The organism is Nocardia sp. NPDC049220 (assembly GCF_040647855.1).
In the GTDB taxonomy this organism is placed as follows: Bacteria; Actinomycetota; Actinomycetes; order Mycobacteriales; family Mycobacteriaceae; genus Nocardia.
The window spans coordinates 17304-40634 of the sequence record NZ_JBEZDA010000003.1; the positions used below are offsets into that span (position 1 = coordinate 17304).

General features: G+C 66.8%; 19 protein-coding genes, 1 tRNA gene and 1 riboswitch. Of the genes, 10 read left to right on the forward strand and 10 right to left on the reverse strand.

Annotated elements, in window-relative coordinates; translation table 11 throughout:
* Nucleotides 1-24 precede the first annotated feature (24 nt).
* The 3 genes from topA (at nucleotide 25) to AB0C34_RS11640 (ending at nucleotide 4439) form a co-directional block, all read left to right on the forward strand.
* A complete protein-coding gene (gene topA / locus AB0C34_RS11630; protein ID WP_357071267.1) occupies nucleotides 25-2871 on the forward strand; it encodes a type I DNA topoisomerase in 2847 nt (948 codons plus the stop codon).
* Nucleotides 2872-3095: 224 nt separating this feature from the next.
* Nucleotides 3096-4301: a DNA polymerase III subunit delta' gene (locus AB0C34_RS11635; protein WP_357070194.1), complete on the forward strand. Its 1206-nt coding sequence runs from the start codon at nucleotides 3096-3098 to the stop codon at nucleotides 4299-4301.
* 62 nt (nucleotides 4302-4363) lie between these two features.
* A tRNA-Thr gene (locus AB0C34_RS11640) sits at nucleotides 4364-4439 on the forward strand.
* Nucleotides 4440-4730: 291 nt separating this feature from the next.
* Here the strand turns inward: AB0C34_RS11640 and AB0C34_RS11645 are convergent.
* From AB0C34_RS11645 to AB0C34_RS11655, 3 genes are read right to left on the reverse strand one after another with little or no spacing between them, the layout of a single operon-like run.
* Nucleotides 4731-5876: a DUF6596 domain-containing protein gene (locus AB0C34_RS11645; protein WP_357070196.1), complete on the reverse strand. Its 1146-nt coding sequence runs from the start codon at nucleotides 5874-5876 to the stop codon at nucleotides 4731-4733.
* Nucleotides 5873-6280 carry a YciI family protein gene (locus tag AB0C34_RS11650; RefSeq protein WP_357070198.1) on the reverse strand — a complete coding sequence of 136 codons (408 nt, stop codon included), beginning with the start codon at nucleotides 6278-6280 and terminating at the stop codon, nucleotides 5873-5875. Before AB0C34_RS11650 ends, AB0C34_RS11645 begins: the two co-directional genes overlap by 4 nt.
* A gap of 48 nt (nucleotides 6281-6328) precedes the next feature.
* Entirely contained in the window at nucleotides 6329-6826 is a 498-nt protein-coding gene (locus AB0C34_RS11655; protein ID WP_357070200.1) for a pyridoxamine 5'-phosphate oxidase family protein, read from the reverse strand.
* Between the two features lie 575 nt (nucleotides 6827-7401).
* Between AB0C34_RS11655 and AB0C34_RS11660 the strand changes: the two genes are divergently transcribed.
* The 3 genes from AB0C34_RS11660 (at nucleotide 7402) to AB0C34_RS11670 (ending at nucleotide 10957) form a co-directional block, all read left to right on the forward strand.
* Nucleotides 7402-8547, forward strand: a complete 1146-nt coding sequence (locus AB0C34_RS11660) for a peptidogalycan biosysnthesis protein (protein WP_357070202.1) — start codon at nucleotides 7402-7404, stop codon at nucleotides 8545-8547.
* 22 nt (nucleotides 8548-8569) lie between these two features.
* Complete coding sequence (locus AB0C34_RS11665) at nucleotides 8570-9454, forward strand: pyridoxamine 5'-phosphate oxidase family protein (RefSeq protein WP_357070204.1); 885 nt, start codon at nucleotides 8570-8572, stop codon at nucleotides 9452-9454.
* A gap of 201 nt (nucleotides 9455-9655) precedes the next feature.
* Nucleotides 9656-10957, forward strand: coding sequence for a PepSY-associated TM helix domain-containing protein (locus AB0C34_RS11670; protein ID WP_357070206.1), 1302 nt, complete (start codon nucleotides 9656-9658; stop codon nucleotides 10955-10957).
* Between the two features lie 28 nt (nucleotides 10958-10985).
* On the opposite strand, the gene AB0C34_RS11675 is transcribed toward AB0C34_RS11670, so the two are convergent.
* From AB0C34_RS11675 to AB0C34_RS11695, 5 genes are all read right to left on the reverse strand, one after another.
* Entirely contained in the window at nucleotides 10986-11459 is a 474-nt protein-coding gene (locus AB0C34_RS11675; RefSeq protein WP_357070208.1) for a nuclear transport factor 2 family protein, read from the reverse strand.
* Between the two features lie 208 nt (nucleotides 11460-11667).
* Nucleotides 11668-12090, reverse strand: coding sequence for a PPOX class F420-dependent oxidoreductase (locus tag AB0C34_RS11680; protein ID WP_357070210.1), 423 nt, complete (start codon nucleotides 12088-12090; stop codon nucleotides 11668-11670).
* A 177-nt stretch (nucleotides 12091-12267) separates the two neighbouring features.
* The gene (locus tag AB0C34_RS11685) at nucleotides 12268-12729 is read right to left on the reverse strand and encodes a hypothetical protein (protein ID WP_357070212.1); all 462 of its coding nucleotides are present in this window, start codon (nucleotides 12727-12729) and stop codon (nucleotides 12268-12270) included.
* 205 nt (nucleotides 12730-12934) lie between these two features.
* Nucleotides 12935-13987, reverse strand: coding sequence for an alpha/beta hydrolase (locus AB0C34_RS11690; RefSeq protein ID WP_357070214.1), 1053 nt, complete (start codon nucleotides 13985-13987; stop codon nucleotides 12935-12937).
* A 204-nt stretch (nucleotides 13988-14191) separates the two neighbouring features.
* Nucleotides 14192-14476, reverse strand: a complete 285-nt coding sequence (locus tag AB0C34_RS11695; protein WP_357070216.1) for a hypothetical protein — start codon at nucleotides 14474-14476, stop codon at nucleotides 14192-14194.
* Between the two features lie 312 nt (nucleotides 14477-14788).
* Here AB0C34_RS11695 and AB0C34_RS11700 point away from each other — a divergent pair, with 312 nt between their 5' ends.
* Nucleotides 14789-15247 carry a DUF2752 domain-containing protein gene (locus tag AB0C34_RS11700; protein WP_357070218.1) on the forward strand — a complete coding sequence of 153 codons (459 nt, stop codon included), beginning with the start codon at nucleotides 14789-14791 and terminating at the stop codon, nucleotides 15245-15247.
* Between the two features lie 92 nt (nucleotides 15248-15339).
* Nucleotides 15340-15528: a hypothetical protein gene (locus AB0C34_RS11705; RefSeq protein WP_357070220.1), complete on the forward strand. Its 189-nt coding sequence runs from the start codon at nucleotides 15340-15342 to the stop codon at nucleotides 15526-15528.
* 8 nt (nucleotides 15529-15536) lie between these two features.
* Here the strand turns inward: AB0C34_RS11705 and AB0C34_RS11710 are convergent, their stop codons facing one another.
* Both AB0C34_RS11710 and AB0C34_RS11715 read right to left on the reverse strand, forming a co-directional pair.
* Nucleotides 15537-16874: a M1 family metallopeptidase gene (locus AB0C34_RS11710; protein WP_357070222.1), complete on the reverse strand. Its 1338-nt coding sequence runs from the start codon at nucleotides 16872-16874 to the stop codon at nucleotides 15537-15539.
* Nucleotides 16874-20788, reverse strand: a complete 3915-nt coding sequence (locus AB0C34_RS11715) for a Pls/PosA family non-ribosomal peptide synthetase (RefSeq protein WP_357070224.1) — start codon at nucleotides 20786-20788, stop codon at nucleotides 16874-16876. Before AB0C34_RS11715 ends, AB0C34_RS11710 begins: the two co-directional genes overlap by 1 nt.
* Nucleotides 20789-21178: 390 nt before the next feature.
* Nucleotides 21179-21292: riboswitch (SAM riboswitch) on the forward strand.
* Between the two features lie 44 nt (nucleotides 21293-21336).
* On the opposite strand from AB0C34_RS11715, the gene AB0C34_RS11720 reads away from it, so the two are divergent.
* Together AB0C34_RS11720 and AB0C34_RS11725 are read left to right on the forward strand one after the other, a co-directional pair.
* Nucleotides 21337-22656 carry an aminotransferase class V-fold PLP-dependent enzyme gene (locus AB0C34_RS11720; protein WP_357070226.1) on the forward strand — a complete coding sequence of 440 codons (1320 nt, stop codon included), beginning with the start codon at nucleotides 21337-21339 and terminating at the stop codon, nucleotides 22654-22656.
* Between the two features lie 75 nt (nucleotides 22657-22731).
* The gene (locus AB0C34_RS11725; RefSeq protein WP_357070228.1) at nucleotides 22732-23331 is read left to right on the forward strand and encodes a Uma2 family endonuclease; all 600 of its coding nucleotides are present in this window, start codon (nucleotides 22732-22734) and stop codon (nucleotides 23329-23331) included.

Sequence of the window (23331 nt, forward strand, 5' to 3'; positions counted from 1 at the left end):
CAGGGCCGTCCCCTGCGTCGTCTCGTGATCGTCGAGTCCCCGACCAAGGCCCGCAAGATCGCGCCCTACCTCGGTCGTAACTACACGGTCGAGGCGTCGGTCGGCCATATTCGAGATCTGCCGCGTGGCGCGGCGGATGTTCCGGCCAAGTACAAGGGGCAGTCCTGGGCGCGTCTCGGTGTGGACGTGGATAACGACTTCGAACCCATCTACGTCGTGAGTCCGGACAAGAAGGCCAAGGTCACCGAACTCAAAAGCCTGCTGAAGGACGCCGACGAGCTCTATCTGGCCACCGACCCCGACCGCGAGGGCGAGGCCATCGCCTGGCACCTGCTCGAGACACTCAAGCCCAAGGTGCCCGTCCGGCGGATGGTGTTCCACGAGATCACCGAGCCCGCTATCCAAGCCGCCGCCGCGGACACTCGCGAACTCGACAGCGATCTGGTCGACGCGCAGGAGACCCGCCGCATCCTGGACCGGCTCTACGGCTACGAGGTCAGCCCGGTGCTGTGGAAGAAGGTCATGCCGCGTTTGTCGGCGGGCCGCGTGCAGTCGGTCGCCACCCGCGTGATCGTGCGGCGCGAACGGGAGCGCATGGCGTTCCGCTCGGCCGAGTACTGGGACATCGCCGCGAAGCTGGATGCGGGCAACGGCGCCGACAGCGACGCCACCAACCCGAGGACTTTCGGCGCGCGGCTGGTCACCATCGACGGAGCCAGGGTCGCCTCCGGCCGCGATTTCGGCTCCGATGGACAGCTCAAGGTCAGCACCGGTGTAATCGTGCTGGACGAGGGGTACGCGCGGCGGCTCGCCGAGTCACTGGACGGCGCCGACCTGGTGGTGTCCTCCGCAGAGGCCAAGCCGTACACCCGCAAGCCGTATCCGCCGTTCATGACCTCGACGTTGCAGCAAGAGGCCGGGCGCAAGCTGCGCTTCACCTCCGAGCGGACCATGCGGGTCGCGCAGCGGCTGTATGAGAACGGCTATATCACCTACATGCGTACCGACTCCACCACGCTGTCGGAGTCGGCGATCGCCGCGGCGCGCGCGCAGGCGACGCAGCTCTACGGCGCCGAGTATGTGCACCCGACCGCGCGGCAATACAACCGCAAGGTGAAGAACGCCCAGGAAGCACACGAGGCGATTCGGCCTGCCGGCGATACATTCGCTACGCCGGGCCAACTGCATTCGCGGCTGGACAACGACGAGTTCCGCCTCTACGAACTCATCTGGCAACGCACCGTCGCCTCGCAAATGGCCGACGCACGGGGCACCACGCTGACGCTGCGCATCACCGGCGTGGCGGCCACCGGCGAGGAGTGTGTGTTCTCCGCTTCCGGCCGCACCCTCACCTTCCCCGGCTTCCTGAAGGCCTACGTGGAGAGCGTGGACGAGGAGGCCGGCGGTCAGTCCGACGACGCCGAATCCCGCCTGCCAGCGCTGGCGGAGGGGCAGGGCGTCACCGCCGTCGAGCTGAATCCCGATGGGCATAGTACGAATCCGCCGGCGCGCTACACCGAGGCGTCGCTGATCAAGACACTCGAAGAACTCGGCATCGGCCGTCCTTCGACATATTCGTCGATCATCAAGACGATCCTCGACCGAGGGTATGTGTACAAGCGCGGTAGCGCGCTGGTGCCGTCCTGGGTGGCGTTCGCGGTCATCGGCCTGCTGGAAGAGCATTTCGGCAGGCTGGTCGATTTCGACTTCACCGCCGCGATGGAGGACGATCTCGACGCCATCGCCGGCGGACGCGAGCAGCGCGGAAACTGGTTGTCCAGCTTCTACTTCGGCGGCGAGCACGGCGTGGAGGGTTCGGTCGCGCGGTCGGGCGGACTGAAGCGGATGGTCGGCGAGCGGCTCGATGACATCGATGCGCGAGAGATCAACTCGATCAAGCTGTTCAGCGATTCCGAAGGACGCGATGTCGTCGTCCGGGTCGGCAAGTACGGACCATACCTGGAGCGCCTGGTCGCCAACTCCGATGACCCCGAAGGGGATTCGGTATCGCAGCGAGCCAACCTGCCCGACGATCTTCCGCCGGACGAACTGACGCCCGAGGTAGCCGAAAAGCTGTTTTCGACGCCGCAGGAAGGGCGTTCACTCGGTGTGGATCCCGCGTCCGGGCACGAGATCGTTGCCAAGGAAGGACGCTTCGGCCCGTACGTCACCGAAATCCTGCCCGAGCCTGCCGTCGAGGACAGTTCAGCGCCTGCCAAGAAGACTACGAAGAAGGCCGCCGCGCCGAAACCCCGGACGGGTTCGCTGTTCAAATCGATGGACCTGGCGACCATCACGCTCGACGACGCGCTCAAACTGCTGTCGCTGCCACGCGTGGTCGGCGCCGACCCGGCGAACGGCGAGGAGATCACCGCGCAGAACGGTCGATACGGACCGTATTTGAAGAAGGGTACCGACTCGCGGTCGCTGAATACCGAGGACCAGATCTTCACGGTGTCACTGGAAGAGGCGCTGAAGATCTACTCCGAGCCGAAGCGGCGCGGCCGGCAGGCATCCAGTGCGGCTCCGTTGCGTGAACTCGGGGACGATTCGGCCACCGGCAAGCCGATGGTGATCAAGGACGGCCGTTTCGGCCCGTACGTTACCGACGGCGAGACCAACGCGACACTGCGTAAGGGTGACGAAATCGAGTCGATCACGCCCGAGCGGGCGATGGAACTGCTCGCTGATCGGCGGGCGCGCGGCCCAGTGAAGAAGGCGGCGAAGAAGACCGCGGCGAAGAAGACCGCCGCCAAGAAAGCCACCGCGAAGAAGACGACCGCGACCAAGGCGACCACTACGAAGACGGTGGCCAAGAAGACCACGGCCCAGAAATCGGCGGCGAAGAAAACCGGGGTCGGAAAGTCGTGAGCACTCGGCTGGTGGCATCGGCCATAACCTGATCGACTGGAAGTCGGTGCGCTGCACGGTACGGCACCTCTGGCGCACCCATTCCAGTCACGTCGATATCATCCGTACGGCGCTCGACGGCGCGACCAGCGCGTCAGCCTGCCTCGTAAACCGCATATCGGGTGTTCGCAACCAGGGCCGATGTCCGAACGGATGTGTCGGCGCAGACGGCTAGGGTGTATTGCGTGGCGGGTGTCTTCGATCGGTTGGTCGGCCAGGATGCGGTCGAGTCCGAGCTGACGGCTGCCGCGATCGCGGCCCGCAACGGCGTGGTCGAGGGGGCGATGACGCATTCCTGGCTGTTCACCGGCCCGCCGGGATCGGGCAGATCCGTTGCGGCACTGTGCTTTGCGGCCGCATTGCAATGCACCGACACCGGAACGCCCGGGTGCGGCAGGTGTCATGCCTGCACGACCACGATGGCTGCCACGCACGGCGATGTGCGTCGGGTGGTGCCAGAAGGGCTGAGCATCAGCACCAAGGAGATGCGCGAGATCGTGCAGGTCGCCTCGCGCCGTCCGAGCACAGGGCGCTGGCAGGTGGTGGTCATCGAAGACGCCGACCGGTTGACCGAGGCCGCGGGAAACGTGCTGCTCAAGGTGGTCGAGGAGCCGCCGGACCGGACGGTGTTCCTGCTGTGCGCGCCCTCGGTGGATCCGGAGGACATCTCGGTCACGCTGCGGTCCCGCTGTCGACATGTGCACCTGGTGACGCCGTCGGTCCCGGCCATCGCGCGGGTGCTCCACGAACGCGACGAATTGGACGAGGAGACCGCGAACTGGGCCGCAGCCATCAGCGGCGGACACATCGGTCGCGCCCGGCGGCTCGCCACCGACCAGGAGGCGCGCTCCCGCCGCCGGCGGGCATTGGCCCTGGTCGCCGCGGTCGGCAATCCGGGGGCGGTCTATGCCGCCGCCGACGAGCTGGTGCGCGCGGCCGACGACGAGGCCAAGCAGATGAGCGCCGCCCGGGACGAACGCGAACGCGAAGAACTCGCGACCGCGCTGGGTGCGGGTGGTACCGGCAAAGGCGCGGCCGGCGCTACCCGCGGTTCCGCGGGCGTGCTCAAGGACTTGGAGCGACGACAGAAATCTCGCGCCACGCGCACTGGACGCGATGCGCTCGATCGTGCCCTGATCGACGTGGCAGGCGTCTACCGCGACGCCTTGGCCGTCCGGTTCGGCGCCGCCCACAGCGGTTCCGGTGTCGCGCTCACCCACCCGGACCTGTCCGACCAGATCCACGGCCTCGCCGCACGAGTACCGCCCACCGGCCTGCTCGGCTCCATCGAGGCCGTCCTCGCCTGCCGCGAAGCCCTCGACCTGAACGTCAAACCCCGCTTCGCCCTCGCCGCCATGGCCGCGGCCCTGATAGCCGCCCAATCACGCTGACGATGACCACCCGTTTTCGCGATCCGGCGACGAGACGATAGACTCGCGTGGCCGAGAGGCACGCCGCCTTAGCTCAGTCGGTAGAGCGCTTCACTCGTAATGAAAAGGTCGGGGGTTCGATTCCCCCAGGCGGCTCCACTCGAAGGGCCTCTGACATGCGTAATCGTGTGCAGGGGCCGTTTTCATCAGATCAACCCTTGACAGGATCTGGTTGATCGGAAGGTTGGCGCCGCGGACCGCGAGGCCTCTCGCGACCGCTCTGTAATGCCGAATGGCGCGCGTTTCTCAGCGGTCATCTCCGAGCCGGCCACTACGGTCGTTCGGCTGATGGTGACGTTTGCTCGCGAGCGCCTTCGAGGGGAGCGTGCGTCGGTCGGTGATTCACGGTGCGACCGGCTTTTTCCGGCGGTCTGCCGAGTTGGAGACCGATTACGAACGCAGTGACTTCCGTACCCGCGCTGCCTCGCGGGTGAGGTGGTCGCGCTCCGGAATGCTGGTGGCCGCGCTGGATGCCGCCGCGTACAGTGCGGCGGCCTGCTCGAGGTCGCCGGCGCGTTCGAGGAGGTACGCGCGAACCGCAGCGTACCGGGGCAGGTCGGGGTCCGACTTGCTCAGTTCCGCCAACCCGGCCTGCGGACCGTCGGCCTCGCCGACCGCGACTGCGCGGTTGAGTCGCACCACCGGACTGCCTGTGAGGTCCAGCAGCTCGTCGTACCACTCCACGATCTGTACCCAGTCCGTCTCGGCGGTGCTCGGGGCATCTGCGTGCAGGGCGGCGATCGCGGCTTGCGCCTGATATTCGCCCAGCCGGTCGCGTGCCAGCGCCGCTTGCAGAATAACCACTCCTTCGGCAATAAGGCCGGTGTCCCAATGGGATCGGTCCTGCTCGGCGAGCGGAACCAGGCGGCCGCCCGGGCCCGTGCGCGACGCACGGCGAGCATGATGCAGCAGCATCAGCGCGAGCAGCCCCGCGACCTCGGGGTCGTCGGTCGAGGCGGCGAGCTGACGGGTGAGGCGGATCGCTTCGGCCGCCAGGTCGATGTCTCCGCTGTAACCTTCGTTGAAGACGAGGTAGAGCACGCGCAGCACCGTCGTCAGATCGCCGGGTCGGTCGAGTTGCCGCCCCGCGATACGCCGCTTGGCCCGGCTGATCCGTTGTGCCATGGTCGCTTCGGGCACCAGGTATGCCGTCGCGATCTGCCGTGTCGTCAAGCCGCCGACGGCGCGCAGCGTCAGCGCGACGGCTGAACCAGGGGACAGCGACGGGTGCGCACACAGGAAGTAGAGCCACAGTGAGTCGTCAGTGCCTGGCACCGGACCTCCCGCCGGCTCGACCTCCACGGCGAGTTCCCGTCCCCGCCGCGCGGTTTCGGCTCGGGCGGCGTCGAGGAACTTGCGCCAGGCGGCTGCGACGAGCCAGGCTTTCGGATCGCGCGGTGGATCGTCCGGCCAGCTCTCCAACGCGCGAATCAGGGCCTCCTGCACGGCATCCTCGGCCGCGGCGAAGTCGGCTCCGCGGCAGACGAGGACGCCGATCACCGCGGGTGCGAGTTCGCGCGGCAGCGACTCGTTCACTCGGTCACTGTGGGCATCGCGCTGAGGAACGGCCGTATCTCGAGCCACTCCTGGACCGGCTTCCCGCCCGCACCGGGCGCTGCGGACAGCTGCGCGGCCAGCTCGAGCGCCCGCCCGTAGGTCTCGACATCGATGATCATCCAGCCGGCGATCAGGTCCTTGGTCTCCGCGAATGGCCCGTCGGTGACCGGCGGGCGGCCCTCGCCGTCCGAGCGGACGAACGTGCCCTGCGGGGAGAGCGCCTGACTGTCGACGAACTCGCCGGTAGCCTCGAGTCGCGCGGCGAAATCCGCCATGTACCGCACGTGGGCCGTCAGCTCCTCCGGCGTCCACCGGTCCATCGACACCTCATTGACCGGTGTCGGCGCGCCCCGGTAGTGCTTGAGCAGCAGATATTTGGCCATGATGTTCTCCTCGGTTCGGTACGGCCCATTCTGGTCGCGTTGATCGGTTCAGGAGTGCTGACGCTCGGCCCGCTGCTGGATCAACTCCTCGACCGCGGTGGGGAGGGTGGTTTCGAAGTCGATGAGCTTGACCCAGGTCGGGGTGATGACGATCCGGACCATTCCGTCATAGAGCGAGCGGACCTCGGCCTCCCACTCGATGCGCTGCTCGGGAGTCATTTCGTAGCTGCCGTTCAGCTGTAGGTACTCCTCTGGGATGCCATCCACCACGTCCAACTCCGCTCGACCGCGGATGAGCAGGATCTTCGGAGGGTGTACAACGGTGTCGATCGTCAGCGCGACCTGGGGGTTGTGCCGCAGGGAGGGCAGTTTCGGGGCGTTCTTCGTGGTGCAGAGCACGATCTGCGATCCGTTCCAGGTGAACCCGATCGGGATGTTGCGGGGTGTGCCGTCCTTGGCAACGTAGGCCAAGCGGGTCAGGTCGCAGGCCAGCAGCTGCTGGCTGATCGGGTGGTTGAGGATCTCGGTGATCGCATGCTGTTCCATTGCTGTCTCCTGTGTCGGTGTCCGCGAGCGGTCCGTTCTCGGCTGCTCCTCCTCATGGGACGGAGCCGGTCCCGCATTCTCGACATCCGCGGCGACGAATTTTTCGGTTCTTTTCGGACCCGACGGAGCCGGAGCCTGAGGTCAACCGAGATGGCGCCAGGCAAGCACAGCTGCGACGCTGATTCGGAACAAGCTGACCGCGTCTGACCAGCGCGCACGCACTGCCGGATTGCACCGCTGATCGTTTGGAATTCGCTGAGGTCTGTTGCCGGACCCGGTTGCGCGGCGGCGGCGGATAATGAAACCCACCGCATCGCGGCATCACCCACGAGTCACGGTCGGCGCGATACCTACGCGGTGACCGTGCCGCGATGCGCAGACCGGGCTTTCGTCGCGATGGGTGGAACTGATTGCGGCCGGATGATGACACCCGGCATCGGTGAAGGTAGCGATTCCGGATCAATGTCGTTCGGTAGTCCGGTAATCCCTTGTCGCGCAGATCCGCGAGCTGGTGTTCGGCATGAACTGTTTGATTGTTCTACGATCCGGGTACGGTCTAGTACACCAGGAAGAGTATGCGCGGGACATCTATCGGCACGCGGCTGGTCGAAGCTGTCGAAGCGATCGACGCGGTGGAATGGGATGGCCTGGTTCCGGCTGGTGAACTGTTCTGTAGTCATGCCTGGTTGCGCCACCTCGATGAGGCGGCTGGCCCGCAACCGGTCCTGACGATCGGTACCGGTGAACGGATCACGGGCGCGACGGCGATCTGGGATGGTGAGCAAGCTTCCGGGTTGTTCTATTTGCCAGATTTCTTTCCCGAGTTGGCCGGGCCTTGGCAGCGCCCGTTCGTCTGGCTCGGCGCCCGTCGCTCGGTGCGCAACGGGCTGATCTGCACGACCGGGTCGCAACGGTCGGCGTCGTTGTCCGGCCTGCTCGCCGGCGCGCTCGATTATGCCCGGGAGCATGGGCGTGCCGGGGTGGTGATGCCCTATCTCCCGGTCAGTGCCGCACGAGAATTCGGGCGCGCGCATCCCGCTGCACACGTGCTGCTGCATTCGGCCGAGGCTACGGTGGCGGTCCCTGCCCAGGGAGCCGCCGAACTGCTCACGCGGTCGAGCGGGCACAACCGCAAGCGCCGACGGCGAGAACTCCGGGATTTCAGCGCCGCCGGCTTCACCCTGGAATGGGTCGACCTCACTCCCGAGATCGAGGCGGCGATCGCACCGTTGATCGCGGACAACCGCCGCAGATATGGCAATGGCGACGGTGTTTCGTGGATGCATCGTGTTTTTGCCGCCCAGCGGCGAGTGGGCCTGTTCGGCAACGCCAAGGTCTTGCTGTGCTCGCGAGACGGCGCGCTGGCCACCGTCGCGGTGTGTTACCGCCATGGCGACAGCCTGCACGGCCGGTATTTCGGCTCGCATGGTTCGGTGAGCAGGGACGGCTACCCGTATTTCGTCACCACCTGTTATGCCCCCATCGATTACGCCGCGCAGCACGGGTTCCGTCGACTTTTCCTGTCGACGTCCGCTCTGGAAGCGAAGATCCGCCGTGGTGCTGTGGTGGAACCGCTCGCCGCTGTGGTGCTGCTCGATGATGATGAACTCGACGGCGAACGCGTGCGCACGCACAATCGGGATCTGGCGCGCGGTTACCGCGACCGATTTCCCGGGTACTTGTCCTCGTTGAGCCATGACTGGCTCGAGTTCCTGTTCTGACTTCGAACGAAGGGTTCGGCGAATGCTCCATCTGGTCTACCGGTTTCGGCCGACCGCAAAGGCCCGAGCTGATCTGCCAGGGTTCTGGCGGTGGATCGCAGACCGCCAGCTCTGGTTCTATGCCGACCTGGACATGGTGCTGGGCACCCGGTGGTACACGGTGACCATCGGTGACGACGTGCACTGCCTCGAGCATCACGTCACGTTCGCCGATGAAGCCGAATGGGGCCGCTACCGCCGGGAAATCAGCGCGCGGTCGCGAGACCAGGAATGGGAGAAGCGGCGGACCGGTCAGGACGAGTGGTATGAGATCCTCGACGCCCGAATCCTTACCGACCCACCGCATCCAATCCCGCTCCCCACACTCGAGCCACCCGGCCCGCGATCGGATGCGGCGGTTCTCGCGCAGCGTAGCCGTGCCCTGCTCGATCGGGCCCGGTTCGTCAGCCTCGCCACCAGCGGGCCGGCCGGTCCGTGGTCGTCCACCGTCAACTACGTTGTGCTGTACCAGCCGCTGCGGCTGCTCTGGTATTCGTTGCGGGACGCCCGGCACTCGACGAATATCGCCCGCTCGCCGCAGGTCGCGGGATCGATTTTCCGGACCGGGCTGACCGGCTCCGACGCACCGTCGGGCATACCGATCGACGGAGCCCAGTTCACCGGCGAGTGCCGCGAGGTCACGGCCGAGGAACTGCCCGCCTATTACGACCGCTACTACGAATCGAACTTCCCGGATCCCACGGTCCGGGCCGAGTGGATGCTGCCGCTCGAGGAATTCCACACCGACGGTCCACGCCGGTTTTATCGCCTCGACATCGACCAATGGTGGCTCTACGACGCACAGCGCTGGACCGAGGACAAGCACGACACCAGGATCGAAGTCCCGGTCGCCGCCATCGACCGTTGACCGTCTCGGCATGGGCTACCCGGATCGGGCGCAGCGCCGATGCGCCTCCGGCGGTCGAGCCTCGGTGCCGCACCGGCTCCCGTGGTGACGGCGTCATCGCCGTCATGAAGGTGACACCCGTCCGGTTGTTCAGCCGCGATGCCGTCCTGGGCTGAGTAGAGGCTCGACAAACCACAAAGAATTTAGGTTAGCCTGTCCTGTATGACGGGAGTGGATGCGCGCGACGCGAGGCGCGCCGAGGCGCGCCGCGAGCCGTCGCCGCGGACGCTGATCGTCGGCCACGCGGACACGAACCGTCCCGTACGTCGTCGTCAGCGCGCACCGTTGCGTCGCGCGCTGATTGTGATCCACCGTTGGTCCGCACTGACTCTCGGTGTGCTGCTGGTTGTCCAGTGCACCTCCGGCGCGATACTGCTCTATCACGGGGAGCTCTTCCGGGCGAGCCACCGATCCTTCTATCAGCACACCGACGCCCAGACGGTCATCACGACCGAGCGAGCCGTCGACATCGTGCGTGCGGCGGACCCCGACTTCGATGTCGGGTGGGTCGGCTCTGACGGCGGTGTCATCGCCGTTGGTGATCACGCCCGCAGAACCGCCTACTCGGTGGACCCGGGCACCGGTCGAATCAACACGTATGCGGGAATCACCGAGGGCCCACTCGGCCTGCTCGTCAATCTGCACGACTGCGCGTTCGGCTGCCCGCGCTATGCGGGGATGGCGCCAGTGGTCACTGCGAAAGTGCCCGTCCTCGGCCTTACCTGGGCGCACTTGATTCTCGGCACCGTCGGATTGTTGCTGGTGCTGCTCGCGGTATCCGGCGCTTTCGTGTGGTGGCCCTCGCTGAAACGCTGGCACCACGGCCTTCGCGTCCGGACGAACAAAGGCCGCTACGCCCGTGACCGCGACCTACACAATGTCATCGGCATCATCAGCGTGCCGTTCCTGCTCATGTGGGGTGTCACCGGCGCCGCGTTCGAATTCCCTGTCGTGGAGCGGGTCTGGCTCGTTCTCACTGGCGGCGAAGCAGTCAACGCGATGCCCCAGGACTCGTTCACGCCTCGGCCGGCGGCACCGGGGCAGCCACCGGTGTCTGTCAGTGCCGCGAGCGCTATTGCACTACAACATGTCCCAGGTCGGCTCGCCTATCTGATGCTGCCGAGCGCCGACGCGGACTATTACCGGGCCGCGATAGCGGGCGCGTATTCGCCTTACGAAAACCGTGCCTTCTACAGCGGTGACATCTTCGTCTACATCAACGCCAAAGACAGCGCCGACGTCCAAGTCGTCGACTCCAGCCACGGCCGGCCGGTGGCGAACACCTTCTACGACAAAGTCTTCCGTCCCGCGCATTTCGGTTGGCTGGTCAACGGCTGGTGGCGAATACTTTGGTTCCTTCTCGCCCTCACGCCATTGATGCTCGCTATCACCGGTGCTTCGACCTGGCTCGTCGCACTGAGAACTCGACGAAAAGTGCGTCTCCGCCAGGGACCAGCGGCGTAGGCTGGCCGACACGTCGTGCTCGGGAGACTTACAGTCCGAGTTCGGTCAGGCCGGGATGGTCATCGGGGCGGCGCCCCTGTGTCCAGTGGTATTTGCGCTCGGCTACCTTGATCGGGAGATCGTTGATGCAGGCGTAGCGCACACGCATCAGCCCGTTGTCGTCGAATTCCCAGTTCTCGTTCCCATAGGAGCGGAACCAGTTGCCGGAATCGTCATGGCACTCGTATGCGAAGCGCACCGCGATCCGGTTGCCGTCGAAGGCCCAGAGTTCCTTGATGAGTCGGTAGTCGAGTTCCCGACGCCATTTGCGGGTGAGGAAGGCGACGATCTCGTCGCGTCCGTTGACGAATTCCGCACGGTTGCGCCAGCGTGAGTCCACGGTGTACGCGAGGGCGACCTTTTCCGGATCGCGGGAGTTCCAACCGTCTTCTGCCTGCCGAACCTTCTCGATGGCGGTTTCTCTGGTGAAGGGGGGTACGGGAGGGCGGGCTTCGTCCGTCATGTCATCTCCTTGGTCGGTCCTTTCGCCGTGGTATGGCCAAAGCGATGAGCACCATTCGTGGTCGATGGCAACCTCATATGAACGTTTGCTGGTGCGGAAGGAACGCGTTGACGACGTACCCGCCGGTCGCGTAGACAAACGATGCCGTGTGCCGTTTCCTCGCCACACGGCATTCCGGGGCCGGCGGTGCCTGTCGAGCAGCCGCTCGTCACGACGTCCAAGGGCCGATGCCGCCGATTTTGTCGATGCGGATGCGGGTGAGCAGGCCAGGGGGTGAGCCGGCGGGCGGAAATTCGACGTTCGAGTCGGTCAGCGTTTCGGCCAGCTCCGCGAGAAGTTCGGGTGCGCCGCCTTCGACGATGCGGGCGGTGCCGGTAACCGACAGGTAGGGCCGCATCGTCTCGCCGCGTTCGGGCGCGAGAATCGTCACCGCGACGCGGGGGTCGTGGCGGATATTGCGGACTTTCTGGTGTTCGGCGAGGTGGGCGGAGACGAGTTCGTCGCCGTCGGGTGTGGATTGCAGCGCTACCCACACGACGGATACCTGCGGGCTACCGTCGGGGTTGATCGTCACCAGCGTGGCTTCGGCGCCGGCACCGATGAGTGTGCGAGCTGCGTCGTCGAGTTCCATGTTCTGGTTCTACCGCCGGGACGGCCCTTTCATTCCCTGTATGCCGTCTCCATCGCCGACCCGGTCCGCTTTTCGTTCCTGCCGGTAAACCTCGCCGCGACGCGTCTTCGACAAGGGCCTGGCTGTGCTGCCCATCGGGCTCGCGCTGCGCGTCGTCCTCCGCCCGGCTGGGGCTGACTACGCGTCGATAAAGGTTCCCTTGCCGGGCACGTGTAGGAAGTTCGTCGCGAGCAACACCTCGAGTCGACCATGACCGGCATCGATGGTGATCGGCACCCACTGGCCGTCGGTGTTCTCACCAGTGGCGGTATTGTCGCCCACCGAGACGGGGCTCGCGGCAGCAGTGCCGATCGCATTGGTGTCATTGTTGCGCCAGTACAGGGTGACGTCCACGCTGCAGTAGCCGCCCGGGACGGTGGGAACGAAGGTGAATTCCGGCCGGATCCAGATGGTCGTCGTGCCGTCCAGGTTGCGGGCCGGGTCGAAATACGCCGCCACCGTTCCGCCGCCGAAACCGCCACCACCGCAGAGTGTCCGCGCCGGTGGGATTCCGATCGGAAGGGCAGACGCCGAGGTGGCCGTCACTGCCAGCGCGCCCACGGCCAGAAGCAGGGCCGATATACCGCGAAATACGTGCACTGTGCTCCGTTCGAAGAAACCGATCCGTCTGTCGGATCATCGGTTCACGGTAACTCTGTGTTAGTGCCGCGCGAATGGGCGCAGGCCGATCCGTTGGCCGGCGATGCTCCGCGAGTTCGACGAGACCGGATTCGGGTGGTCAGCGGCGGGCCGGGGCGATGCCGCTGAACTGGACGTCGATCACCGACTCGAAGCGTCTCGCGGATCAACCCGCAGCAGTGTTGTGCCTGTCGGCGCATCCGGCGATGCGCGCCAACTCTCGGTTGAAGAGATCGGCGGCTTCGATGTTGCCGAGGTGGCCGGTGGGCCATACGTGGTAGGCGGCAAGCTGACCGGTGTCGGTGAGTACGTCGGCGATGCGGCGCGACATACGTTCGGGCAAAAGATGATCGTGCGCGCCCGCGATCACCGTCGTCGGCACAGTGAGCTGTGCGGCGGCGCCGGTGAGATCCATGTCGGCGAGCGCGGCGGCGTGCCTGCCGCGGGTGAGTGGGCGACAGGACCGCACGATCCCGAGCGCGAAGTTCACCTCGTCCGCCGTCGCCGTCGCGGACATCACGCGCGCTTTGAACAGTGTGCTCACCGGCCAGCCTCCTGGCATCGGCACCGGGGCGGAGAGAATGGTTTCGCCAACGATCACCGGCATACGCACGGTGGCTCCGAGCAACGTGATCGGCCGGTTCGCCAGGGTCAGCGGTTTGTTCAGCAGCGGGAGCAGGTCGGTGTCGTAGCGAATGTTGCCCGAGGTGGTATTGAGCAGGATGACCGAGGCGGCGCGCCTGTCCACCTGCTCCGGATACCGTTCGGCCCACGCCTGCAGCGTGATTCCGCCCATGCTGTGACCCGCGAGCACCGCACGCTGTCCGGGGCGAAGTGTGGCGTCCAGAACGGCCGACAGATCCTCGGCCAGTGTCTGCTTGCTCGGGGCGAGACTGCCGAGTTCGCTGGCACCGTGCCCGCGCTGGTCGTAGCAGACCACCCGATACCGGTCGGCGAAGGTGTTGATCTGAGGATTCCAGTATTCGATACTGCAACTCCAGCCATGGATCAAGACGATGACGTCACCGTCGGCTGGACCGTAGGCATGCACCCGCAGGCGGGCGCCGTCCGAAGTGGTGACCGGGATGACCGCACACGGGGCAGTGGGGGCGTTCAATGACGTGGTCTGGTAAGTGCGGGATCGCAATCCGGCGCGGTATGCGGCAGTCAGCGCGCCATTACGCGCGTCGGCCAGCGTCCTCATCGACTTCACCAGCATCGAGCACTCCTTTGTGTCCACCGCCACACTACGTCGCAAGCTCGGGTGCTTGCTAGTGCAAGCACCCGAGGGTGAAATCCTGGCCGACACCCGGAATACCCCGAAATCAGTTCGGTCAAAGATCGAATCGCGAACCTAGGGGCGCAGGGAGCACTGCCCGGCGAATATGCGGCGCGAGATTGTCGAGACGGCTATCGCCGCGGGTCAGCCCGCCGAGTAGAGCGCTGCGGCGATGTCGGGCATCACCAGGCAGACCTCATCGTCGGGATGGAAATCGCCGGGTACGTCCCGACGATTGGGGACGCGAACAAAGACGACCAGCGACGATCCATCGCCGGGGTCGATCTCCACCGCGACGGTTCGCGCGGCGTCGTCGACCGCGTGATCACCGTCCTGGGGTGTACACCAGTGGCCCACCTGCCCGTACTCGAGCTTGCGGGCCGCACTGATCCCGAATCCGTCGAGCCAGGTACCACCAGCGGCATCCACGTCGACAAATTTTACGCGGCCAGCGAAAACGGCGGAGGCTTTCGATCTTGTCGGAGGGCTGGAGCCACGATCGTGGCGTGGCCACCGACGCAATCGGTTTCGCGTCACCCGATACCCGCGCAGCGCAGGCTCGATGACGCGTGGTCGCTCGGTTCCTGACGCGGCCGCCTCGGTTTCATCGGCGCCGGACCGCGGCCACAGGAGCGGCCCGGTACCCCGAACGCGGTGGCGGACGCGCATCGCGATTCGAGTTCATGGCAGTTGGGTGTGCGAGCGTGGCGGTACCGACCGGCCCGGGGCTACGGTTGATCTGTGGAATTCGCGCACATCGCCCCCGAAGCCGCGGCCGATCCGACGACGGAATCGAGGTCCGGGTGGCGCGGCGTGGCGGTGCCATCGCTGGTCGCGGGTGCCGGCATAGCGATCGGCGTGCTGCTGCACCTGCGGGATCCCCATGTCGACGGCTCGTACGGCACCTGTCCGGTCTACGCGCTGACCGGCTGGTATTGCCCTGGCTGCGGCGGCATGCGTGCGGTGCACAACCTGACCGACGGGCAACTCGTCGATGCGCTGCACAGCAATCTGCTGGCGATTCCGCTGGTTCTCGCGTTCGCACTGTGGGTGGGGGACTGGACCATCCGGGCCTGGCGTGGTCGGTCGATGCGACTGCCCACCGTCAGCCGCACGACGATGTGGACGTTCTTCGTTCTGCTGGCCATCTATACCGTGCTGCGCAATACGCCGTGGGGAACGCTGTTGACCCCGGTCTAGCGGCACACGCGAATTCCGCACGGCACCAATGCTCGACCGAATTCGGCTGGCCCGGGCGATCCGACCCGTCGTGGACCCGGCAAGCTGCCACTATGAGCGATTCACTGAAGGACAGGGTGCGAGCGAAGTTGCTGCGCCAGCTCGAAGAGGATGGCACTCCCGACTCCGAGCACGACGACCCACGGCAGATCGCCGTCGAAACCGATCTGGACACGCTGGAGAGCGTCGCCGACGACGACCCGCTGGTCGAAGAACTCGCCGTGCGCTATCTGGTGTTCTGATCAGCCGGCTACCTGCCGCCGTACGGCGGCAGCTGGGGTAACGGCTCGGCGAGTAGCCAGCTGTCCCAGAGCGGGCGTAGGGGCATCAGGCTGTAGTGCCCGGCCAGATCGGTGAATTCCTCCGTGGTCACCAGAGCGTGGCGAAAGCGCACCGTCCACTCCCGTAGCAACTCGAAGAAGCCGGTATCGCCCAGTTCCAGACGCAATGCGTGCAAGGTCAGCGCGCCACGCTTGTACACGCGGTCATCGAACATTCGGAGCGGTCCTGGGTCACCGACCACGATGTCCTGCGGCTCGCGTGCCAAATTGTGCCGCGCGGCCCTGGCCAGCTGATCAGCGCTCGGTCCGCCCGCCGCCTCCGACCAGATCCACTCCGCGTAACAGGCGAAGCCTTCGTGCAGCCAGATGTCGCGCCACTGCCGGATGGTCAGGCTGTTGCCGAACCACTGGTGGGCCAGCTCGTGCGCGACCAGCCGCTCGGCGCCGCGACGGCCGTCGCAATGGTTGGCGCCGAAGACGGAGATGCCTTGCGCCTCGATCGGGATCTCCAGTTCGTCGTCGGTCACCACCACCGTGTACCCCTCGAACGGGTAGGGGCCGAACTTGTCGGTGAAGACCTCGAGCATCTGCGGCTGACGGGCGAAGTCATGGTCGAAGTTGGCGCGGAGCCGGGGCGGGATGACGGCCTGCATCGGTACCGAGTTGTGCGGGGGGTCGATGCGATGCTTGCGGTAGGGGCCGATCTGGATAGTCGCCAAGTAGCTCGACATCGGCTCGGACTGCTCGTACACCCACGTGGTTTGGCTGGCCTTGGTCTGCTTCCGCAGCAGAATGCCGTTGGCCAGCGCGTAGTAGGGCGAGTCGGTGGTGATCGAAATCCGGTAGCTCGCTTTGGAACTCGGGTGGTCGTCGCAAGGGAACCAGGAGGCGGCGCCGTTGGGCTGATTCGCTACGAGCACGCCCTCGGTCAGCTCCTCCCAGCCGACCTCTCCCCATGGGCCGCGCACCGGTCGCGGGATGCCGCCGTACTGCACCACCAGCGACAGCACGCCACCCGCCGGAATCCGCTGCTGCGGTGTGATCACCAGCTTGCTGTGCTGGTGAGTGTATTTCGCCGCCTTGGCTCCATTGACGAGCACCTTCGAGACGACCAGCGACTGGGAAAGATCGAAGGCGAACCTCGGGCGCCCGGCGGTGGTCACCGCGGTGATCGTGGCACGGCCGGTCAGTCGGTTGCTGGTTACCTTGTAACTCAACTCGAGTTCGTACCGTGATACTCGATAGCCCCGATTGCCGTTCTGCGGTAGGTACTCATCGATGGGGGCCTCGTAGAACTTGCCCGGCATCAGCGTGCCCCGGGGTCGCCTGTGAACCAGGGCGCGATCGGGTTGCCCCACCAGCGCGTCGAGGCAGGCACCGCGTCGCCGCGCATGACCAGGGACGCGGGACCGATGGTCGCGCCGTCGCCGAGGGCGGACGCGGGCAGCGCGACACAGTGTGGACCGAGCGTGGCTCCCGCACCCAGGCTGACAGTGTCCATGGCCATGATTCGATCGTGAAAAAGGTGGGTCTGCACCACGCAGCCGCGTTCCACGGTCGCGCCGTCGCCGAGAGTCACCAGGTCCGCCTCCGGTAGCCAGTAGGACTCGCACCATACCCCGCGGCCGATCCGCGCGCCGAGACCGCGAAGCCAGAGGTTCAGCACGGGAGTTCCGGTCGCGGCGCGCGCGAACCACGGCGCGGCAACGGTTTCCACGAAGGTGTCGGAGACTTCGTTGCGCCACACGAACGAACTCCACAGCGGATGCTCCTCGGCGTGAATGCGCCCGACCAGCAGCCATTTCGCGGCTATCGCGCTCGCCCCGGCGACCGCACCGGCGGCGAGCAGCACCAGTCCGCTCAGTAGCCCGGCGGCCGCGTGGCCGAGGGCCTCCGCGAGCCAGGCCAGGGTGAACAGCACCCCGAGGCCGATGGCGAAGGTGACCAGAACCGGGATCAAGCGGCAGGTTTCGATGATGCCGCGGGCGACGCGCAGCCGCGCGGGCGGGTTGAACGTGCGCGAGGTGTCGGTGTTCTCCGCCGCGCGTCGAAGCCGGACCGGTGGGCTGCCCAGCCAGGACGAGCCCGCCTTCGCCTTGGACGGCGCCGCCGACAACACCGCGACCAGTCCGTTCTTCGGAACTCGGCGGCCCGGCGCGGTCATCCCGGAGTTGCCGAGGAAGGCGCGCTTGCCGACTTTCGCTTCGCCGACGCGCAGCCAGCCGCCGCCGAGTTCGTAGCTCGCGATCATGGTGTCGTCCGCGAGGAACGCCCCGTCGGCGACCGTGGTGAATTTCGGCAGCAATAGCACCGTGGACACCTCGACGCTCTTGCCGATCCTCGCGCCGAGCAAACGGAGCCACAGCGGCGTGAGCAGGCTCGCGTACAGCGGAAACAGGAATGTGCGTGCGGAATCGAGCAGTCGCTCGGTGGCCCAGGCCTGCCAACCGACCCGGCTGCGCACCGGGTGATACCCCTCGGCCAGACCGATACCGAGTAGTCGGACGGCGATGATGGTCACCACCGCGTAGACGCCGAGGCTGAGCAAGGTCGTGATCGGGAGAATCGCGAAGGCGCGCACCGAACCGTCCGCCAATGTCCGGGTGTCCCGGATGAACCAGGCGATGAACGCACCGCCCGCGCCGAGGCCGAGGATCGGCACCGCGGCCAGCAGTACCGACGTGACGCCGAAGATGCCGACCCAATGCGCGGCGCGGTCCGGCGTGGTCGGCGGCCAGCGATGTTGGGCCCTACCGACCTTCACGGCGGGCGAGCCGGCCCACTCCTGCTCGGCTTTCACCTTGCCTGACACCGCCGAGCCGGGTGCTATCTCGGCATTCTTGCCGATCTTGGTGCCGGGCAACAGGATTGATCGGGAACCGACGACCGCGCCTGGGCCGATGACGATCGGACCGAGATGGACCACATCGCCATCGATCCAGTAACCGGACAGGTCGACCTCCGGTTCCACGCTGCATCCGTCGCCGAGTTCGAGCATGCCGGTCACCGGTGGAAGGGTGTGCAAGTCGACGCCTTTGCCGATCTTCGCGCCGAGCGCGCGCGCGAACGGCACCATCCATGGCGCGCCGGAGAGATTCTCGGCGCCGCTGGCCTCCGACAGGCGGACCGCCGCCCAGAGCCGCAGATGGACCGAGCCGCCCCGACGATAACGACCGGGGTGGACGCCACGCAGCAGTAGCCTGGCGCCGCCCACACAGATCGCCATGCGGCCGGGCGGAGAGATGAACAGCAGGAACGCCGCTAGCGTCCACCACCAGGACAGCTGCGGCAGCCAGGGCAGCGAGCCGGACCAGCTCGCGACGTTGCCGACGATCGCAAGCCAGGTGAGCCACTGGAGACCGGTGAGGGTGGTCAGCGGGACGGTGGCCAATACCTGCGCGGTCTGGGCGAGTAGCGGCGTCGGGCGTACGACGCGCTCCGCGACGGCGACCGTGGGTGTCGTCTGTTCGAGCAGCTCGACGAGCGCGCCGAGGCGAGGATGGTCGTAGAGGTCGGCGACGGTGATTTGGGGATAGCGTTCGCGCAGGGCGGTGACCAGCTGGGCCGCCGCGAGCGAGCCACCACCGAGGTCGAAGAAGTCGGCGTCGAGGTCGCCGACCTCGGCCCCGAGAATCGAATCCCACAGCCCGCCGACCCAGTGGGCGGTGCCGGTCAGGTCGTTGTCGTCATCGTTGTCGTCGGTGTTGGGCAATGGCCATGGCAGTGCGTCCCGGTCGACCTTGCCGGAGGTCCGGGTGGGTAGCTTGTCGACCACGACGAGTCTCGGGACCAGTGCGGCCGGAAGTTGTTCGGTAAGCACGGCCCGGGCCGCTTTGCCGTCGAAGTCCGGCCCCGGCCCGGTCAGGTAGCCGACCAGAAGCCGGTTTCCCGCCTCGGTGGTGCGGATCGCGGCGGCGGCTCCGGTGACACCGGGGAGATGCTGCAACGCGCTGTCGATCTCACCGAGTTCGATTCGGCGGCCGCCGAGTTTGATCTGATCGTCGGCGCGGCCGAGAAAGACCAGTCCGGCGCTGTCGTTGCGGACCAGATCGCCGCTGCGGTAGGCGCGATCCCAGCCGACCGACGGTAGCGCGGCAAACTTCTGCGCATCCTTGGCCGGATCGAGATAACGCGCGAGGCCGACACCGCCGATGACCAGTTCGCCGGATTCGCCCTCGGCCACGGGGTTTCCCGACGCGTCCACGACGACCAGGTCCCAGCCGTCGAGTGGAAGCCCGATCCGAATCGGCCACCGACCGTTCAGCAGCGCCGCACAGGCGACCACCGTTGTCTCGGTGGGGCCATAGGTGTTCCACACCTCTCGGGGCGAATCACCGCTACCGGCGAGGCGTTCGGCGAGTTCGGGCGGGACGGCCTCGCCGCCGAAGATCAGCAGACGCACCGCGTCCAGCGCCTCGACCGGCCAGGTCGCGGCCAGGGTCGGTACGGTCGAGACGATGCTGATCTCGCGCCGCAGCAGCCAGGGGCCGAGATCGGCGCCGGTGCGGACCAGGTCACGCGGGGCGGGCACGAGGCAGGCGCCGTTGCGCCAGGCCAGCCACATTTCCTCGCAGGAGGCGTCGAACGCTACCGAGAGACCGGCGAGGACCCGGTCACCGGGACCGATCGGTGCGTCACGCAGGAATAGTTCGGCTTCGGCGTCGACGAACGCGGCGGCGTTGCGGTGGGTGACCGCGACGCCTTTCGGTGTCCCGGTGGAGCCCGAGGTGAAGATGATCCACGCGTCGTCGCCGGGGGCGGGCAGCGTGGTCCAGTTGTCCTCGCACGTGGTTCGTTGCGCGGCGCGGATGCCCGCCGCCGTGGTCTCGATGGCCTCGGTGGTCACGATCGCGGTGACTTGGGCTTCACCGAAGACCAGCTGGGCGCGCTCGTCCGGGTCGTCGGCGTCGACCGGCACGTAGGCGGCGCCGGTGTACAAGACCGCGAGGATGGTGACGTAGAGCTCGCGGGCGCCTGACGACATCCGCACGCCTACCCGGTCGCCCGGGCGCACACCCGCTGTGGCGAGCCTCGCCATGATCTTCTCGATCTCGACGACCAGCTCGAGGTAGGAGAGCACCACCTGACCGTCGTCGATGGCGGGGGCGTCGGGGTGCGCGAGCGCCGTGGCGGTCAGGATGTCGACGAGCGTGCGGGCCTCGGAAGCCTGGCCGCCCCGCAGCAGCGGGCTCGCCGTCGCGTCAACCTGTGGTTGGAGCATGGTGCTCTGCGCACCTCCCATCGACCTGCCTCGCGCTTCCGGTAGTTGTGTCATAGCGGGGTTACCAAAGGGCAAACACCACGGTGGCCAGTTGTCCACGGTACCCGCGGTGGTCATCGTCGGTAGTTCACCGAACCGGTTGCGGGACCATCTGGTGCCGTGTGCGGTCGGGTCGAGTTTCGACCCGCGCGGCCCGGTAAACGCCAGGTCGTCGCAGTTAACGTAAAGTTTGCCGAATGATCGCTGGATGCGTGGACAACGCACCCGATTCCGCCTCGATCGCCGCCGTGGGGCGGCGGTCGAGGTCGGTTGCCTCGTGAACAGCGCGCGCCGCACTTCGATGGCGAACCCAGTTGACAGTGCGGGGGCGCGTCTGCCAATCTCGGGTCAGGTCATGAGTGCCAGCGTGAAGCCCCGGCTTGCTGGCCGGCAACCCTCCTCCGCGGTGGGGTGCTCCGGGTGACGACCGGGCCGACGCCCGACTGGGTGCGGCAAGCGCGGACTCGACGAACACCATCGCGGGTCCCAGAACCGACGGGATTTACGTGATGACCTCTGCTGTCGACAACACTTGTGCCGTACTCGCCCGGGTCTCCGGTGACGACCTCCAGGTGCCGCTCGTGCAGGGCGGGACGACCACCTACGCCAACTTCGACTACGCGGCGAGCGCGCCCGCGCTGGCGCAGGTCACCGATCGGGTGCAGCAGCTGCTGCCGTTCTACGCGAGTGTGCACCGCGGCGCGGGCTACGCCTCGCGGATCAGCACCGAGTGCTATGAGGCTGCCCGCGGTTCGGTGACCCGGTTCCTCGACGCTGCCGACGATCAGGTGGTGGTGTTCACCCGCAACACGACCGACTCGCTGAACCTGCTCGCCGCGTGCGTTCCCGGCGAGACGGTGGTGTTGGACATCGAGCATCACGCCAATTTCCTGCCCTGGACCGAACACGGCCGCCGTGTCGTTCGGGCCGCCGACACCGTCGAAGACACCATCGGCAGGCTGGTCGCCGAGTTGTGCAGCAGGCCGGCCGCGTTGCTCGCGGTGACGGGCGCGTCGAACGTGACCGGTGAGGTGCTTCCGCTGGACCGGCTGGCCACCATCGCGCACCAGTGCGGTGCCCGGATCCTGGTCGACGCGGCACAGTTGGCGCCGCACCGGCGAATCAGTCTGCGTGAGAGCGACATCGATTATCTGGCATTTTCCGGACACAAGCTGTACGCGCCGTTCGGTGCGGGCGTGCTGGTCGGCCGCTGTGACTGGCTCGATGCGGCCGAGCCGTACCTGGCCGGGGGCGGGGCGGTGCGCGAGGTGAGTGCGACCGGCGCAGAGTGGGCGCCGGCTCCGCAGCGGCACGAGGCGGGGTCGCCGAACGTACTCGGCGCCGCCGCGCTGGCCGCCGCCTGTGACGCGTTCTGCACGATCGACGCCGAAACCCTTGCCGCCCACGAGCATCGGCTCGCCGACCGCCTCCGCGACGGCCTTGCCGCGATCGATGGTGTGCGCTTGCTGCGTATCTGGACCGATAGTCCCGACGTTGTCGGCATTGTCGCTTTCACCCTGGACGGATTCGTGCCAGGCCACGTCGCCGCCTACCTCTCCGCCGAACACGGCATCGGCGTCCGCGACGGACGCTTCTGTGCGCACCCACTGCTCACCCGCCTCGGGCTGGGCGGGGCCCTGCGCGCCAGCATCGGTCTCGGCACTACCGCCGCTGATGTGGATCGGCTCGTCGGGGCCGTCGCCGCTCTCGTTCGCACCGGCCCGGCCTGGGAGTACGCCGCCACCAACGGTTTGTGGAACCCCACCCCCGAAACACGCCCCTTCCGCTCCACCGCCCCTGCCGGCGCCGCCCCCTGCCTGATCGGCTGAGGGCCGCGGTGTCCCGATCAGGGCAATGCGAGCGGATATTATCGGCGTACTGGTACCCGACCTCGAGGTGGACGCATGAGCACGCTCCCTGCCTGGGCCGTCGACCCGGGTGCGCTTCTGATCACGGAGGAGGGCTACGCGGCGCTTCCGGACGACATCCAGCGGCAGATCGAGGTGGTCGACGGCCACGTAATCGTATGCCGCAGCGGAACCTTCCAGCACAACAATGTCGCCCGGCGACTGGCGAATGCCCTGGAGCGGGCAAGCCCGGCCGAGCCGTGCACCGGCGTCGTCACCGATTTCGAGATGCACTACCTCCGGAGTCGCCCGGCGAGCCCCGGGTTCTCGTTCCGCCGTCCGGATGTCGTGCTACATCGCTGCATCGAGGGTGACCGGAAGTTGACGACCGCGGACGTACTGCTGGTGGTCGAGGTGGTCTCGCCGGGATCCGAGTACACCGACACGGTGGACAAGTGTGCGGAATACGCGAACGAGGGAATTCCGATCTACCTGATCGCGCACTTGGACGCCGATCGAAAAGTGAAGATTATCCAGGAATACCGCCTGGATTGGGCCAGTCGCAGTTACCGGCTCTCGGAAACGCATCAGGACGTGCTCAGACTGACCGACCCATTTCCGGTCGAGGTCGACTTCGCCGCCTTGGACGGTGCCTGA

Coding starts and splice junctions, on each gene's coding strand:
- AB0C34_RS11720 (WP_357070226.1), top strand. CDS start 21,337: ATGACCTCTGCTGTCGACAACACTTGTGCCGTACTCGCCCGGGTCTCC.
- AB0C34_RS11710 (WP_357070222.1), bottom strand. CDS start 16,874: ATGCCGGGCAAGTTCTACGAGGCCCCCATCGATGAGTACCTACCGCAG.
- AB0C34_RS11675 (WP_357070208.1), bottom strand. CDS start 11,459: ATGACGGACGAAGCCCGCCCTCCCGTACCCCCCTTCACCAGAGAAACC.
- AB0C34_RS11665 (WP_357070204.1), top strand. CDS start 8,570: ATGCTCCATCTGGTCTACCGGTTTCGGCCGACCGCAAAGGCCCGAGCT.
- AB0C34_RS11680 (WP_357070210.1), bottom strand. CDS start 12,090: ATGGAACTCGACGACGCAGCTCGCACACTCATCGGTGCCGGCGCCGAA.
- AB0C34_RS11650 (WP_357070198.1), bottom strand. CDS start 6,280: ATGGCCAAATATCTGCTGCTCAAGCACTACCGGGGCGCGCCGACACCG.
- AB0C34_RS11705 (WP_357070220.1), top strand. CDS start 15,340: ATGAGCGATTCACTGAAGGACAGGGTGCGAGCGAAGTTGCTGCGCCAG.
- AB0C34_RS11725 (WP_357070228.1), top strand. CDS start 22,732: ATGAGCACGCTCCCTGCCTGGGCCGTCGACCCGGGTGCGCTTCTGATC.
- AB0C34_RS11690 (WP_357070214.1), bottom strand. CDS start 13,987: ATGCTGGTGAAGTCGATGAGGACGCTGGCCGACGCGCGTAATGGCGCG.
- AB0C34_RS11660 (WP_357070202.1), top strand. CDS start 7,402: ATGCGCGGGACATCTATCGGCACGCGGCTGGTCGAAGCTGTCGAAGCG.
- AB0C34_RS11655 (WP_357070200.1), bottom strand. CDS start 6,826: ATGGAACAGCATGCGATCACCGAGATCCTCAACCACCCGATCAGCCAG.
- AB0C34_RS11715 (WP_357070224.1), bottom strand. CDS start 20,788: ATGCTCCAACCACAGGTTGACGCGACGGCGAGCCCGCTGCTGCGGGGC.
- AB0C34_RS11670 (WP_357070206.1), top strand. CDS start 9,656: ATGACGGGAGTGGATGCGCGCGACGCGAGGCGCGCCGAGGCGCGCCGC.